This window comes from Streptomyces sp. NPDC048644, from assembly GCF_043199105.1.
Classification (GTDB): domain Bacteria; phylum Actinomycetota; class Actinomycetes; order Streptomycetales; family Streptomycetaceae; genus Streptomyces.
Genome location: NZ_JBICVO010000007.1, coordinates 437016 through 451861, shown reverse-complemented (window position 1 = coordinate 451861; position 14846 = coordinate 437016). Strand labels below are relative to the sequence as shown.

The 14846-nt window shown below is 71.9% G+C and carries 12 protein-coding genes; 5 read left to right on the top strand and 7 right to left on the bottom strand.

Translation table 11 applies throughout. The annotated features are described in order from the left end of the window. Position 1 precedes the first annotated feature (1 nt). The 4 genes from ACGFNI_RS19135 to ACGFNI_RS19120 all read right to left on the bottom strand — a co-directional run bounded on the left by ACGFNI_RS19135 (position 2) and on the right by ACGFNI_RS19120 (position 4052). Positions 2–1039 carry a hypothetical protein gene (locus ACGFNI_RS19135; protein WP_393685181.1) on the bottom strand — a complete coding sequence of 346 codons (1038 nt, stop codon included), beginning with the start codon at positions 1037–1039 and terminating at the stop codon, positions 2–4. A gap of 673 nt (positions 1040–1712) precedes the next feature. Then, positions 1713–2477 (bottom strand): SDR family NAD(P)-dependent oxidoreductase, encoded by a 765-nt coding sequence (locus ACGFNI_RS19130; protein WP_393685179.1) that lies wholly within the window; start codon positions 2475–2477, stop codon positions 1713–1715. An 88-nt stretch (positions 2478–2565) separates the two neighbouring features. Next, positions 2566–3735, bottom strand: a complete 1170-nt coding sequence (locus ACGFNI_RS19125) for an NAD(P)/FAD-dependent oxidoreductase (RefSeq protein ID WP_393685177.1) — start codon at positions 3733–3735, stop codon at positions 2566–2568. Further along, complete coding sequence (locus ACGFNI_RS19120; RefSeq protein ID WP_393685175.1) at positions 3732–4052, bottom strand: bifunctional 3-phenylpropionate/cinnamic acid dioxygenase ferredoxin subunit; 321 nt, start codon at positions 4050–4052, stop codon at positions 3732–3734. Before ACGFNI_RS19120 ends, ACGFNI_RS19125 begins: the two co-directional genes overlap by 4 nt. Positions 4053–4360: 308 nt before the next feature. Between ACGFNI_RS19120 and ACGFNI_RS19115 the strand changes: the two genes are divergently transcribed. Both ACGFNI_RS19115 and ACGFNI_RS19110 read left to right on the top strand, forming a co-directional pair. After that, positions 4361–6820, top strand: a complete 2460-nt coding sequence (locus tag ACGFNI_RS19115) for an FAD-dependent oxidoreductase (RefSeq protein WP_393685173.1) — start codon at positions 4361–4363, stop codon at positions 6818–6820. Between the two features lie 47 nt (positions 6821–6867). Next, entirely contained in the window at positions 6868–8007 is a 1140-nt protein-coding gene (locus tag ACGFNI_RS19110; RefSeq protein ID WP_393685171.1) for an aromatic ring-hydroxylating dioxygenase subunit alpha, read from the top strand. Here ACGFNI_RS19110 and ACGFNI_RS19105 read toward each other — a convergent pair. Genes ACGFNI_RS19105 through ACGFNI_RS19095 form a run of 3 tightly spaced genes read right to left on the bottom strand, consistent with a single transcriptional unit; the run spans position 7976 to position 11864 of the window. Then, on the bottom strand, positions 7976–9043 hold the full coding sequence (locus ACGFNI_RS19105; RefSeq protein ID WP_393685170.1) for a carbon-nitrogen hydrolase family protein: 1068 nt from the start codon (positions 9041–9043) through the stop codon (positions 7976–7978). The two genes, ACGFNI_RS19110 and ACGFNI_RS19105, sit on opposite strands and share 32 nt — an antisense overlap. Beyond that, positions 9040–11415 (bottom strand): FAD-dependent monooxygenase, encoded by a 2376-nt coding sequence (locus tag ACGFNI_RS19100; RefSeq protein WP_393685168.1) that lies wholly within the window; start codon positions 11413–11415, stop codon positions 9040–9042. Before ACGFNI_RS19100 ends, ACGFNI_RS19105 begins: the two co-directional genes overlap by 4 nt. Beyond that, positions 11415–11864, bottom strand: a complete 450-nt coding sequence (locus ACGFNI_RS19095; protein WP_393685166.1) for an acyl-CoA thioesterase — start codon at positions 11862–11864, stop codon at positions 11415–11417. Before ACGFNI_RS19095 ends, ACGFNI_RS19100 begins: the two co-directional genes overlap by 1 nt. 93 nt (positions 11865–11957) lie before the next feature. Between ACGFNI_RS19095 and ACGFNI_RS19090 the strand changes: the two genes are divergently transcribed. Genes ACGFNI_RS19090 through ACGFNI_RS19080 form a run of 3 tightly spaced genes read left to right on the top strand, consistent with a single transcriptional unit; the run spans position 11958 to position 14816 of the window. Continuing rightward, complete coding sequence (locus tag ACGFNI_RS19090; RefSeq protein WP_393685164.1) at positions 11958–13070, top strand: cupin domain-containing protein; 1113 nt, start codon at positions 11958–11960, stop codon at positions 13068–13070. A gap of 37 nt (positions 13071–13107) precedes the next feature. Beyond that, positions 13108–14034, top strand: a complete 927-nt coding sequence (locus ACGFNI_RS19085; RefSeq protein WP_393685162.1) for a fumarylacetoacetate hydrolase family protein — start codon at positions 13108–13110, stop codon at positions 14032–14034. A gap of 56 nt (positions 14035–14090) precedes the next feature. Next, positions 14091–14816, top strand: coding sequence for an Asp/Glu racemase (locus ACGFNI_RS19080; RefSeq protein ID WP_393685250.1), 726 nt, complete (start codon positions 14091–14093; stop codon positions 14814–14816). Positions 14817–14846: the final 30 nt, after the last annotated feature.

The window sequence follows — 14846 nt, the reverse complement described above, 5'->3', positions numbered from 1 at the left end:
TTCAGCCGCCGTCCTCGGTGAGCCGGCCCGCCACGACGACGTCCGTGCCGTCGACCGTCACCGAGCAGCCGCGCATCGCGATGTCGAGGTGCGCGTACGACTCGCGGCCGAGCACCGGGTGCGGGCCGGTCGACCACAGGAAGTTGCCGGCGAACGCGCGGGCGTCCATGCCCATCAGCTCGTTCTTGCCGTACATCGCGGTGGCGAACCAGTCGGCGCTGCGCATCAGGCCCCAGCCCATGTGGGAGAGGCTGCGCGCCCAGGTGTCGTTGCTGTCGTCGAAGAAGGTGGTGAGCAGGGCGGCTTCGGCGCCGCCGCTGACCTTCTCGATGTGCCCGCCGGCGATCTGGAGGGTGACCGGCTCGCGGACGTACTCCTTGAACGGCAGCAGGATGTCGCCGGGCGCGAGCACGATCTGCCCGTCGGAGATCTCAGGCCAGCACAGCACCATCGTGCTGGGCCAGTGGTCCCAGCGGCCCGGGTCGTCGGCGAAGCCGCACTGGAACTCCGGCTGGGAACCGCTGAGTTGCACGGTCAGGTCGGTGCCGGCCGACGAGCTGATCCGCATCACCGACGACCGCTTCAGCAGCTCGACGCCGCGCAGCACCGCGTCCTTGTCGGCCGGGTCGGGGAGGTTGCGGATCAGGACCTCGGGGGCGTCGCAGACGAAGATGATGCGGGTGCCGGTGCGCAGGATCTCCTGCTGGACAGGGGCGTGGATGAAGCCCTCGCGGGTCAGGTCGACCACCAGATCGGCGGACTTGAGGAGGTCTTGCGCCGCGGTGTCGCGGAGCACGGAGGTCAGGCCGGGCCCGGCGCCGGTGCGGGTGCTCGGCATGGGCGCCGGGGTGCCGCCCGGCACGGTGGCGGCGATGACGTGGGCGCCGCACGCCTTCGCCGCGCCGAACGCCGCGGCGACGTAATCGCCGCGGCTCTCGGGTTCGGCGAGCACCACGACGTGTTCGCCTTCGCGGAGTTTGCAGAGCCGGAGCTGGCGGGTGAAGGCGTCGAGCAGGTCGACGGACGAGAGAGCGAACACGGGAGACCTCCTGAACGGTGCGGGGCTCGACGAGCGGGGGCGGTCGCGATGCGGCGGCCGGTGCAGCGCTGCGGAGTCGGGCGTTGGCAGCGGGCGGGTACGGGGATCGGCACGGATCGGGGAGTCGCGGACGGTGCTCCGGTCGCCGGGCCGACGCCGGGCGACCGGCCTGAATCTTGCCTGCGGACATGCTCTGAGCTGCGGCGATGCCCCTGGTGTGGGGCAACCGACAGAGATAATCCGAACACGTACTATCTCGGCTTGGCAAGGGTCGCGCGGCGAGTCGGCCGGCTTCTTTCCTGACGTACCGTCAGCGAAAGGCGGCGACACTCGCGCCGACCTGCGACTTCACCCGAACCGCCCGCAGGCCGCAAAAACCGCGCGGCCCCGCCCCCGTACGCGCCGAGCGGCGGGACGGGGGCGGGGCCTACGGGGACGGCGCCGGCTACCCGGCGGCGGCCTGCTGGTTGCTCATCACCTGGAGGCTCTCGTCGCTGGATCTGCTACCGCGAAGGCGCCGACGCGGCCCGCTCGCTCTTCCATATCTGCGCCGAGGGCGGCTTCCGCCCCAACCCGTTCCTCGACCAGGCCATCCGCATGCTGCGCACCGCTGCCGGCGCCATCGACCGGCGGCTGGCCCGCCAGGAGCCGCCGACAGCGGTGTGAACTGCCGCTACAGGTTGACGCCGCCGGTCACGTCGATCTTGGTGCCGGTGATCCAGCGAGCATCATCGGTGGCCAGGAAGGCGACCGCGTCGGCGATGTCAGGGACCTGGCCGATCCGGCCGAGTGCGGTGAGGCTGATGTTGCGCTCCACGTTCGCCGGGTCGGCCAGCACGTCGGCGGTCATGTCGGTGTGGGTGAAGCCGACGGCGACGGAATTGACGGTGATGCCGCGGGGACCGAGGTGCTTGGCCAGGGTGTGGCTGAACACTTCGAGTGCGCCCTTGGTGAGCGGATAGCCGATGCCGTGGGCCGAGGCGATGCGGGTGGAGACGGACGAGATGTTGATGATCCGGCCGCCGTCGCGCAGCCGTGGCAGCAGCCGCTGGGTGAGGAAGAACGGTGCCTTGACGTTGACCGCGATCATCCGGTCGAACTCCTCAGGGGTGAGCACCTCGATCGGCCGCCCCATGAAGTTGAGCCCCGCGTTGTGGACCAGGATGTCGATCGCCGGTTCCCCGTGAGCGCGAAGTCCTGCCTCAAGACCGGCCACGAGTGTGTCCACGTCGTCGGGAACGCCCAGTTCGGCGCCCACGATGAACGCCCGCCCACCGGCATCGGCGATGGCAGCGGCGGTCTCCTCTGCCGCCGCCTCGTTACTGCCGTAGTGCACGGCGACCAGCGCGCCGTCCCGGGCCAGGCGTTCGGCGATGCCTCGTCCGATGCCCCGGCTGCTGCCGGTGACCAGGGCGACCTTTCCGCTGAGGCTTCCCATGTTCGCTCCTTGGGTGTGTTCGTGCAGAGCCCCCTGACCCAAGTGTACTTAGCCTTACCTAAGTTGAATGAATGGCGCGGACTCGCCCTCAGCTGCCCACCACCGCCACCTCCCGGGCGAGTTCGCGGCGCAGCCGCATGAAGGGGCGGGGGCGGTTGAGGGCGAGGACGGCGGTGGTGCGTCCGTCGCGTTCGTACGCGGCGAGGAAGCTGCGGTCGTCGGGGGAGCCATCGATGATGCGCGGGGTGTCGGTGGGCAGCCGGCGGCCGGCGAACTGGATGCGGACGCCGTACTGGTCGGACCAGAAGTAGGGCAGGCTCCGGTGGGTGGCGACGGTGGCGCCCGCCAGGAGGTTGCGGGCGGCGACGGCCGCCTGTTCGGTCGCGCTGGTCCAGTGCTCGGCGCGGCAGCCGTCCGCCCTGGCCACATCGCCCACCGCCACGATCGCGGGCACCGGCGTGACACAGCCCGCGTCGCAGCGGACCCCGTCGTCGAGCGGCAGCCCGGAGCCTTCGAGCCAGTCGGTGCGGGGGCGTACGCCGATGCCGACCACGACCACGTCGGCGGGCAGCCGGCGGCCGTCGGCGAGATCCACGGCGGTCACCCGGTCCGTGGCGCCGTCGGCGCGCAGCCCGGCGACGCCGGTGCCGGTGAGCAGGGTGACGCCGTGCTCCGCGTGCAGCGCGGCGCAGACCCGCGCCATCGCGTCGCCGAGCTGGGGAACGAGGGGCAGCGGCGCGGCCTCCACGACCGTCACGTCATGGCCGAGCGCGGCGCAGGACGAGGCCACTTCGGCGCCGATGAAGCCGCCGCCGATGACCACCACCCGCGCGGGGCCGAGGGTCAGATCCGCGCGCAGCGCCTGGGCGTCGTCGAGGGTGCGCAGGGTGTGAACTCCCGTGCGGACGGGGCCCGGTAGCCGCCGGGGCGTGGCGCCGGTGGCGATGACCAGGCCGTCGGTGACCAGTGGCGCCCCGCCCTCGATGCGCACCGTGCGGGTGCCGGTGTCGAGTCCGGCCGCGCGGCTGCCGAGCCGCCACTCCGCGTCCAGGTCGGCGGTCTCCTCCGCGTCGGCCAGGGCGAGTTGGCCCGGGCCGGTCGCGCCGGTGAGGAAGCCCTTGGACAGCGGCGGCCGGTCGTAGGGGCGGTGTGGTTCGTCGCCGACGATCACCAGCCGGCCGTCGAAGCCCTGCGAGCGCAGCGCGCGGGCGGTGTAGAGGCCCGCGAGTGAGGCGCCGATGACCGTGACGGTGTTCATGCGGCGGTGCCCTCCTCGGCGGCGTGGTGGACGTAGATCATGCCGTCGGCGACGGTGACCGGGTGGGTGCGCACCGCACGGCGGGCCGGCAGGCAGGTCGCGGCGCCGGTGCGCAGGTCGAACGAGGCGGCGTGCAGCGGACATTCGACCAGGCAGCCCTCCAGCCAGCCGTCGGCGAGCGAGGCGTCCTGGTGGGTGCAGGTGTCGTCGATGGCGTACAGCGCGCCGTCGGCGTTGAACACGGCGATCGGCGGCGCGGTGTCGATCCGTACGGACTCGCCGGCGGGGAGATCTTCGAGGTGGCAGACGGGAATCACGGGGCACCCCTCTTACTGTTCGGGACAGTTGAGTTTCGTTATGTGCACGGCGGAGCGCTCTGCGCAACAGAATCCCGACTCGGGGGCGGTGCGTCAAGCGATTCCCGCGGAACGTCGGGCGCGGCCCGATCCTTACGCTTCGCTGCCCGCGCTTTTACCAAGCGTGAGTGCCGTGGCTCTTGACGCCGCCGATCCGGCGTTCCCACTATGTCTCTCATCGCGCAACCAGTCGTGCACTGCGCAACACGCCGAGCCGCTGCCCCCCCGTACGCCCCGCATTCCCGCACGCGCCTTTCCCGAGGAGGGACATGCCCCCTGCATCCCCGACCGACGCCCGGGTGGTCGTCATCGGCGCCGGCATCGTCGGCTGCTCGCTCGCCGATGAACTCACCGCACGCGGCTGGCGCGACGTCACCGTCCTGGACCAGGGACCGCTGCCCGCCCCCGGCGGCTCCACCTCGCACGCGCCGGGACTGGTCTTCCAGACCGGCCCTTCCAAGACCATGACCGAGTTCGCCACCTACACCGTCGAGAAGTTCAACTCCCTGGAAATGGACGGGCTTTCCTGCTTCAACCCGGTCGGCGGCCTGGAGATCGCCACCACCGAAGAACGCTGGGCCGACCTGCACCGCAAGGCCGGACTCGCCGCCTCCTGGGGCGTACGCGCCGAACTGCTCACCCCACGCCGGTGCGCGGACCTCTGGCCCCTGCTCGACGAGGGCCGGATCCACGGCGGTCTGTACACCCCCGACGACGGGCTGGCCCGCGCCGTACCCGCCTGCCGCGCCCAGATGGCCCGCGCCGAGAGCCGCGGCGCCCGCTTCCTGGAACGGCACACCGTCACCGGCATCGAACGGGACGGCGGCCACGTCACCGGCGTGGTCACCGACCGCGGCACCTTCCCCGCCGACCACGTCGTCTCCGCCGCCGGCTTCTGGGGACCGGTGATCGGCGCCATGGCCGGGGTCGACGTCCCCCTGCTGCCGCTGGCCCACCAGTACGCCACCACCGAGCCGCTGCCCGCACTCGACGGCGTCAACGACCCGCGGACCGAGGCGAGCCGGCCGATCCTGCGCTTCCAGGACCGCGACCTCTACTTCCGCGAACACACCGACCGCATCGGCATCGGCTCCTACGCCCACCGCCCGATGCCCGTCGACCCGTACGCGCTACCCGCCTTCGACGACGCGCCCGTCATGCCCTCCTCGCTGCCCTTCACCGACGAGGACTTCGCGCCCAGCTGGCAGGACAGCATCGGACTGCTGCCCGCGCTCGGCGCGTCCCGGGTGGCCGACGGCTTCAACGGCGTCTTCTCCTTCACCCCCGACGGCATGCCGGTACTCGGCGAATCCCGGGAACTGCGCGGATTCTGGCTCGCCGAAGCGGTCTGGGTCACCGCGTCCGCCGGTGTCGCCAGGGCCGTCGCCGCATGGATGACCGAAGGACGCCCCGACACCGACCTCCACGAATGCGACCTGAACCGCTTCGATGACGCCCAGCGCTCACCCGCGTACATCGAGGACCGCGGCGCACAGAACTTCGTCGAGGTCTACGACGTCATCCACCCCCTCCAGCCGATGGAGGCGCCCAGGCCGCTGCGGGTCAGCCCCTTCCACGCGCGCCAGCAGGAACTGGGCGCCTTCTTCCTGGAGGGCGGCGGCTGGGAACGCCCGCACTGGTACGAGGCCAACGCCCCGCTCGCCGAAGGGCTGCACCTGCCCGAGCGGGACGCCTGGTCGGCGCGCTACTGGTCGCCGATCGCCGCCGCCGAGGCACAGGCCACCCGCGAGAAGGTCGCGCTCTACGACATGACCCCGCTGCGCCGCCTGGAAGTCACCGGACCAGGATCCCTGGACTTCCTCCAGACGATGACCACCAACCAGATCCACAAGAAACCCGGCGCGGTCACCTACACCCTCCTCCTGGACGAGGGCGGCGGCATCCGCTCCGACCTCACCGTGGCCCGGCTCGCCCCCGACCACTTCCAGATCGGCGCCAACAGCGGCGCCGACCTCGACTGGCTGCTCCGGCATGCACCCGACGGCGTACAGGTCCGCGACATCACCTCCGGCACCTGCTGTATCGGCGTCTGGGGCCCGCTCGCCCGCGAACTCGTCCAGCCCCTCACCCGCGACGACTTCTCCCACCAGGGCTTCGGCTACTTCAAGGCCCGCCGCACCCACATCGGCCACGTGCCGGTGACCGCGATGCGGCTGTCGTACGTCGGCGAACTGGGCTGGGAGCTGTACACCACGGCCGACCTGGGGCTGCGGCTGTGGGACACCCTCTGGGAAGCGGGCAGGACGCACGGCGTGATCGCGGCCGGCCGCAGCGCCTTCAACAGCCTGCGCCTGGAGAAGGGCTACCGCTCCTGGGGCCACGACATGACCTGCGAGCACGACCCGTACGAGGCGGGCATCGGCTTCGCGGTCCGCCCCGCCAAGGGCGACTTCATCGGCCGCGCGGCCCTCGAAAGCCGCAGCGAGCGGACCGCCCGCCGCAAGCTCACCCCGCTCCTCCTCGACGACCCGGCGACGGTCGTCCTCGGGAAGGAACCGGTGTATGCCGACGGAGGACCCCCCGTCGGCTATGTCACCTCCGCCGCCTACGGCTACACCCTCGGCAGGTGCGTCGCCTACGCCTGGCTGCCCGCCGCACTCGCCGTCCCCGGGACCGCCGTGCACATCGAGTACTTCGGCGAGAAGGTCCAGGCCACCGTCGCCGAAGAACCCCTCTTCGACCCGCAGATGACCCGCATCCGCCGCTGACCGCGACGGACCCGGCCTCCCGAAGCCCGCAGCTTGGAGAGACGCACATGACGACCGTGCCCGAACTGGCCCCGCCCACCAGCCTGATCGCCACCCTCCCCGGCGCCGCGTACACCGACCCGGAAACCTTCCGGCAGGAGCAGGAGAAGATCTTCGAACGCCTCTGGTTCTGCGCGGTACGCGGCAGCGACCTCGGCAAACCCGGCGCCTTCCGCACCGTGCAGGTCGGCGGCGAAAGCGTCCTGGTCACCCGCAACCGCCGCGGCGAACTCCGCGCCTTCCTGAACATCTGCCGCCACCGCGGCGCCCGCCTGTGCACCGAGGAGTCCGGCGAGGCCCGCCGCAACCTGCAGTGTCCGTACCATGCCTGGACCTACGACTTCGACGGCAAGCTCGTCGCCGCGCCCAACCTCCAGAAAATGCCCGACATCGACCGCACCGAGCGTGGCCTGGTCACCGTCGCGCTGCGCGAGTGGCTGGGCTACGCCTGGGTGTGCCTGGCCGACGAGCCGCCCTCCTTCGAGGAGAGCGTGATCGGGGCGGCCGTCGAGCGGCTGGGGGACGCGGCCTCCCTCGACCGCTACCGAACCGAAGGGCTCGCCCTGGGTAAACGCATCACCTACGACGTGGCGGCCAACTGGAAGCTCATCATCGAGAACTTCATGGAGTGCTACCACTGCGCCACCATCCACCCCGAACTCACCGACGTGCTCCCCGAGTTCGCCGACGGCCTGGCCGCCCAGTACTACGTCGGCCACGGTGCGCGGTTCGCCGACGAGGCCGAGGGCTTCACCGTCGACGGCACCGGCGGCTTCGGCCGGCTGCCCGGCATCGATGACGACCAGGACCGCCGCTACTACGCCATGACCATCAGGCCGCAGGTCTTCGTCAACCTCGTTCCCGACCACGTCATCGTCCACCGCATGTTCCCGATGGCCGCCGACCGCACCGTCGTCGAATGCGACTGGCTCTACCTGCCCGACGTCCTCGCGTCCGGCGCCGACGTCTCCCGCTCGGTGGAACTCTTCCACCGCGTCAACTCCCAGGACTTCGATGCCTGCGAGCGCACCCAGCCCGCGATGCACTCCCGCGCCTACCGCGACGGCGGCGTGCTGGTGCCCAGCGAACACCACATCGGCGCCTTCCACCGATGGGTCACCGCATGTCTGGAGGGCGAGCGGTTCTGACCTGTTCACCGACGGGCGGTGGCGTCCAGGGGCCGGTGAGCGGCGCCTCGTCCGGGAGTTCGCCGGTGCGTACCAGGGGCTGCCGCGGGGTGGTGTCGTGGTGCAGCCGGAAGACGTCGAAGCGGTTGTAGTGGCCGATGATGTCGTGCATCTGCTTGGGCCGGATACAGCGGGCCAGGTCGATCTCGGCGTACACGATGCCTTCCGCGTCGACCAGCGGCTCGGTGACCGGGCGGCCGTCGGGCCCGAAGATGCCGGACAGGGCGCTGCGCGGGCGGCGCATCGTCGTGGCGATCTCCGGGTCGTGGGCCGCCGCCACCTCGGTCATCTCGTCGGTGATCGTCGAACAGGCCACGATCGAGAAGAGCTTGCCCTCGAAGGAGTGCGCCGCCGTGCGGATCGCGATGGCCTCGGACATGTCGTAGTCGGCGGGCGCGACGGGCAGCGCGATGTACCCGGCGACGTGGATCAGTTCGCCCTGCGCGAGCAGGGAGAACCGTGCCAGGGTGTTGGTGTTCTCGCCGCAGGCCAGCATGCCGAGCGGGCCGACGGGGGTGTGGTGCACCCGTACCGAACTGCCGTCGCCCTGCGTCCAGGTCAGCTTCTCCGCCCAGGTCGGCACGAGCTTGCGGTGCACGCCGAGCAGGGCGCCGTCCGGGCCGATGACGAGCATGCTGTTGTAGAGGACGCCGAGGCTGTGCCGGCCGCGTTCGTTGACGCCGATGACGACGGTGGTGCCGGTGGCGGCGGCTGCCGCGCGCAGCGCGTCGACGTGCGGCCCCGGGACGTCGACGGCGGCGCGGTAGAGCTTCTCGTACCAGGGGGAGCCCTGGACGGGGTTCATCGTCCAGTTCCAGTAGGGGTAGCCGGGCACGAACACCTCGGGGAAGGCGACCAGGGACGCGCCGTGGCCGGCGGCCTCGTGGATGAGCGCCACCGCCTTGTCGACGGTGGCCGCCGGATCGAGGAAGACCGGGGCGGCCTGCACCGCCGCCGCGGTGAAGCGGGGGAACTCTCGCGGAACGGTCGGGGTCATGGCCGCACGGACCTCTCTGCGTCGTGGGCGGTCGCTCCCCGGCGCGGCCCGGCGCCGGACCCGGGCTCAGGCCGCAGGGCGAGCGCGGGCCGGACGCGGCCGGCCGTGGGCGGTGGTGTGCTGCCGGGCCGGTAGGGGCGCGGCCAGTGCGCCGCGGGCCCGGTGTAGCCGAGTTCGGCGGCGGCGTGCAGGGTCCACGCCGGGTCGTGGAGCTGGGCCCTGCCGATGCCGACGAGGTCCGAACGCCCGGCGAGCAGCGTCGAGTTGGCGTCGTCGGCGGATGAGTAGGCGCCGACGGCGATCACCGGCACGGCGGCTTCGGCGCGGATCCTGGCGGCGAGCGGCGTCTGGTACGTCCGCCCGTAGGGGGGCCGCTCGTCCGGCACCACCTCGCCGCTGGACACGTCGATGACGTCGGCGCCGTGCGCGGCGAACGCGCGGGCGATGGCGACCGCGTCCTCGACGGTGGTGCCGCCGGCCGCCCAGTCGGCCGCGGAGATCCGCACCAGCAGCGGCTTGTGCGCGGGCCAGATGGCCCGTACCCGGTCGAGCGTGCGGAGGGGGAAGCGCAGCCGCCCGGCGAGGTCGCCGCCGTAGCCGTCGGTGCGCAGGTTGGTGAGCGGCGACAGGAAGGAGGACAGCAGGAAGCCGTGGCCCGCCTGGATCTCCAGGACATCGAAGCCGGCCGCGTCGGCACGGGCGGCGGAGTCCGCGAACTCGCCCGCCACGGCCTCCAGTTCGATGCCGGTCAGGGCATGCGGTACGGGATGCCCCGCCCAGGGGAGCGGGGACGGCGCCACCGTCCGCCAGCCGCCGTCGGTCCGCGCCGCGCCGAGCGGCCCGTTCTCCGGCACGGTGGTGGAGCCCTTGCGCCCGGAGTGGCTGAGCTGGACGCCGATCGCGGACCCGCTGTGCGCGTGCACGAGGTCGGTGATCCGCCGCCACGCCGGGATCTGCCGGTCATCCCAGAGCCCGGGACAGCTCGGGGTGACCCGCCCTTCGGGGCTGACCGCGGTCATGCCCGCCAGGACGAGCCCGGCGCCGCCGAAGGCCGCACCGCCCAGGTGGACGAGTTCGATGTCGCCGACGAAGCCGTCCCGCGCGCTGTAGGTGGCGACAGGCGAGGCGACCACCCGGTTGGAAAGACGCAGGCCGCGCAGGCGCAGCGGCTGGAACAGCGGGGGGACGGCGGCCCCTTGGGGCTCGGGCTGCCGCCCGTCGAACCAGCGCTCCAGCGTTTGGCTGTAGTGCGGGTCGCGCAGCCGGAGGTTGCCGTGGGTGACCCGGCGGCTGCGGGTGAGGAGGTTGAAGCCGAACTGCTCGGGTTCCTGGCCGATGCTGTGCCCGATCGTCTCGAACCACTCCAGGCTGGCCTGGGCCGCCCGCTGGGTGGACTCGACGACCGGCCTGCGCTCGCGCTCGTAGCGCTCCAGCGCCGCGGGGACGTCGTCGGGCCCCGCCTCCAGGCTCGCGGCCAGCGCCAGCGCGTCCTCCATGGCCAGCTTGGTGCCGGAGCCGATGGAGAAGTGCGCGGTGTGCGCGGCGTCGCCGAGCAGCACGGTGCGGCCGTGCCGCCAGGTGCCGTTGCGCACGGTGGTGAACCGGCCCCAGCGGGAGTGGTTGGTCAGCAGCCGGTGCCCGTCGATGAAGTCTTCGAGCAGCCCGGCGACCCGCGCCACGCTCTCCTCGTCGCTCTCGCCTGGCGCGAGGTCCCGCTCCGCCGCCTTGTCGAAGCCGGCCGCCCGCCAGGTGTCGTCGGGCATCTCGACGATGAAGGTGGCGCGGCCCTCGCCGTACGGGTACGCGTGCACCTGCAACGGGCCGTGCGGCGTCTCGGCGACGACGAAGGTGAAGGCATCCAGGGCCAGGTCGGTGGCGAGCCACATGTAGCGGCTCGAGCGGACGTCGAGTGAGGGGCGGAAGAGATCGGCGTGCCGGGTGCGGGTCACGGAGTTGACCCCGTCGGCGGCGATCACCAGGTCGTGGTCGCGGGCCAGTTCGGCGGCGGGCGGGGCCTGGGTGCGGTAGCGCAGCGCGACGCCGAGCTCGGCGCAGCGCCGCTGGAGGATCTGGAGCAGCCGCTTGCGGGAGAGGGCGGCGAAGCCGTGCCCGCCGGAGGTCTGCACCCGGCCCCGGTAGTGGATGTCGATGTCGCTCCAGCGCGCGAACTCCGCCTCCATGGCGGCGAAGACGGCCGGATCGGCGTGCGCGACGCCGTCGAGGGTCTCGTCGGAGAAGACCACGCCGAAGCCGAAGGTGTCGTCGGGCGCGTTGCGCTCCCAGACGGTGATCTCGCGGGTGGGGTCGAGCTGCTTGGCGAGTGCGGCGAAGTACAGCCCGGCGGGCCCCGCGCCGATGACGGCGATGCGCATCAGGCGCTCTCCTTCCCGTCGGCGGCCAGCGCGTCCCGTACCGCCTGCGGCCAGGGCGTCGCGGTGGGGGATTCGGGTGCGGCGTGCGCGACGATCAGCTTCCCTTCGGCGGCGGTGCCTTCCTTGCCGTGTACGTCGAAGGTGTAGCCGAGCGAGGTGCGGCCGAGCCGTTCGACCCGCAGGCGGGTGCTGACGGTCTCGCCGAACCACAGCCGGGCGCGGTAGCTGACCTCGTGACGTACCCGAGGGGTGCGGCCGAACAGCCACTCCAGGCCGTACCTGCGCAGCAGTTCGGCCTCCGCCGACTCGACCCAGCGCAGGATCGCGGAGTGGTGCTGGTGGCCCGAGGCGTCGGTGTCGTGCCACTCGACCCGGTGCCGCACGGTCACCTCGGGGGCACTGCGGGGGATGTCCGTAGGGGGCGCGGACAGCGGATCCGGTGCGTTCATCGCTCTTCCTCCAGCCTCTTGACACCCCGGAAGTTATAGCGTGACGATGACGACCGTCAATAGAATGAAATGGAGCTGGGAGGCGGCGCGGACATGAGCCACAGCGACGACGTACCGGGCAGGGCACGGGTCGGCGAAACCGACGAACTGACCGCCTACTACGACCGGCTCGGCGCACACGACGCCGGAGCGCTCTGGACGGTCGCCAACGACATCGAGCCCTGGTACCCGCAGCCGAAGTCGGTCCCGGTGCACTGGTCCTACGAGCGGCTGCGCCCCCTCGTCCTGGAATCGCTCGACCTGGTCAAGGCCGACGACGCGGGCCGCCGGGTCGTCATGCTCGTCAACCCCGGCCGCAAGGACGTCTCCGCCGCCGTCGGCATGCTCTACACCGGACTCCAGATCATGGGCCCCGGCGAATCCATGACCGCACACCGCCACCAGGCCGCCGCCCTGCGCTTCGTCGTCGAGGGCCAGGGCGCCTGGACCGTCGTCGACGGACAGAAACTCGCGGTCGGCCCCGGCGACTTCGCCATCACCCCCAACTGGACCTGGCACGAACACGGCAACGAAGGCACCGACGCCCCCGTCATCTGGCAGGACGGCCTCGACATCCCGCTGGTCAACGCCCACGACGCCGGCTTCTACGAAGTCCACCCCGCCCTCCACCAGGAACCCGGCAGGATCGTCAACTCCTCGCTGCTCACCCACGGCGCCGGCACCCTGCGCCCCTACGGCTTCGACGACGGCTGGACCAAGCCGTACTCCCCGCTCCTCGCCTACCCTTGGGAGCGGTCCTACGCCGCCCTGCTCGACGCCGCGAAGGCCACCGAAGGCTCCCCGTACGACGGGATCATGCTGGAGTACAGCAACCCGCTCACCGGCGGCTCCGTCATGCCGACCATGGGCGCCCACCTGCAACTGCTGCGCGCGGGCGAGGCGACGCGGGCCCACCGGCACACCGGCTCCGTCGTCTACAACGTCGCCAAGGGCCGCGGCCACTCCGTCATCGCCGGACGGCGCTTCGACTGGAAACAGGGCGACATCTTCTGCGTACCGTCCTGGGCCTGGCACGAGCACGCCAACGACGACGGCGGCGACGACGCGGTGCTCTTCTCCTTCAACGACTTCCCCGTGATGCGCTCCCTCGCCTTCTGGCGCGAGGAGAGCCACCCGGACAACGACGGCCACCAGCCCGCCGCCTGACGACCCCGAACCGGCCCGCGAACCAAGGAGTTTGGCCATGCTGCTGGTCAGCTACACCCACGACGGCGACGCCACGCCCCGCCTGGGCGTCCGACGCGACGACACCGACCCCGCCGTCATCGACGTCGCCGCCCTCACCGCCGCGCACGACGCCACGATCCCCGGCCTCGGCAGCGCCCCGGCGAGCGCCCTGGACCTCATCCAGGCAGGCACCGAAGCCGTCGCCGCCCTGACGGACCTGCTGGCAGGACCGGTCCCCGAGGCCGCGCTGCGCACCACGGCCGACGTCACCCTCGCGGCCCCGCTGCGCCCCGGCAAGATCGTCGGCGTCGGCCTCAACTACACCGAACACGTCGCCGAGTCGGCCCGCACCCTCGATACCGACAAGGCGCTCCCGCAGCGGCCCGTCCTGTTCAGCAAGCCCGCCACCGCCGTCACGGGGCCGGGCGCGCCCATCCTCCACAACGGCGACCTGACCGCCCAGCTCGACTGGGAATGCGAACTCGCCGTCGTCATCGGCAGGACGGCCCGCAAGGTCCGCCCCGAAGACGCCCTTGACCACGTCTTCGGCTACAGCATCGTCAACGACATCAGCGCCCGCGACCAGCGCCGCTCCGGCCAGTGGTTCTACTCCAAGGGCCAGGACTCCTACGCCCCGTTCGGCCCCGCCGTCCGCACCGCGGCGACGGTCCCCGACCCGCACGCCCTCGACCTGTCGCTGCGCGTCAACGGCGAGGTCAAACAGAAGTCCAACACCCGCTACATGCTCTTCCGCATCCCCGAACTCATCGCCGACATCACCGCGGGCATGACCCTGGAGCCGGGCGACGTCATCGCCACCGGCTCCCCGGCAGGCGTCGGCGCGAGTTTCGTACCGCAGCAGTTCCTCACCCCTGGCGACGTCGTCGAGGCGACCATCGCCACCATCGGCACCCTGCGCAACCCCGTCGTGGACGCCCGGTGACCGGCCGCCCCCGCACCTTCCGCATCGGCCAGATCGTGCCCAGCTCCAACGTCACCATGGAGACCGAGATCCCGGCACTCTTCCGGGCACGCCGGACCGTCGCACCCGAGCGGTTCACCTTCCACGCCAGCCGGATGCGGATGAAGGAGGTACGCACCGAGGAACTGGCCGCCATGGACGCCGACTCCACCCGCTGCGCCGCCGAACTCTCCGACGCCCGCGTCGACGTGCTCGGCTACGCCTGCCTCGTCGCGATCATGAGCATGGGCCACGGCTACCACCGCACATCCGAGCGCAAGCTCGCCGAGGTCACCGCGCACAACGGCGCTCCGGCGCCCGTCGTCACCAGCGCAGGCGCCCTGGTCGGCGCCCTGCACACGATGGGCGCCCGCTCCGTCACACTGGTCGCGCCGTACCTGCGTCCGCTCACCGACACCGTCGTCGGCTACCTCCGCAAGGAAGGCATCGAGGTCGGCGACCACACCGCGCTGGAAATCCCCGACAACCTCCGCGTCGCCGCACACGACCAGGACGACCTGCTGCCGATCGTCCGCGCCCTGGACCACACCGACGCCGACGCGGTAGTGCTCTCCGCCTGCGTCCAACTCCCTTCCCTGGACGTGGTGGAGCGGGCCGAACAGGAGCTGGGCAAGCCCGTCCTGTCCGCCTCCATCGCCACCGCACACCAGATGATGCGCGCCCTCGGCCTGCCCGCCGTCGCCCCCGGCGCCGGCCACCTGCTCTCCGGCGCCTACGCGCACAGCCCGCTGCACACCGGCTGACCCCGGCCCCGCGGCGCCCCGCACCCCACG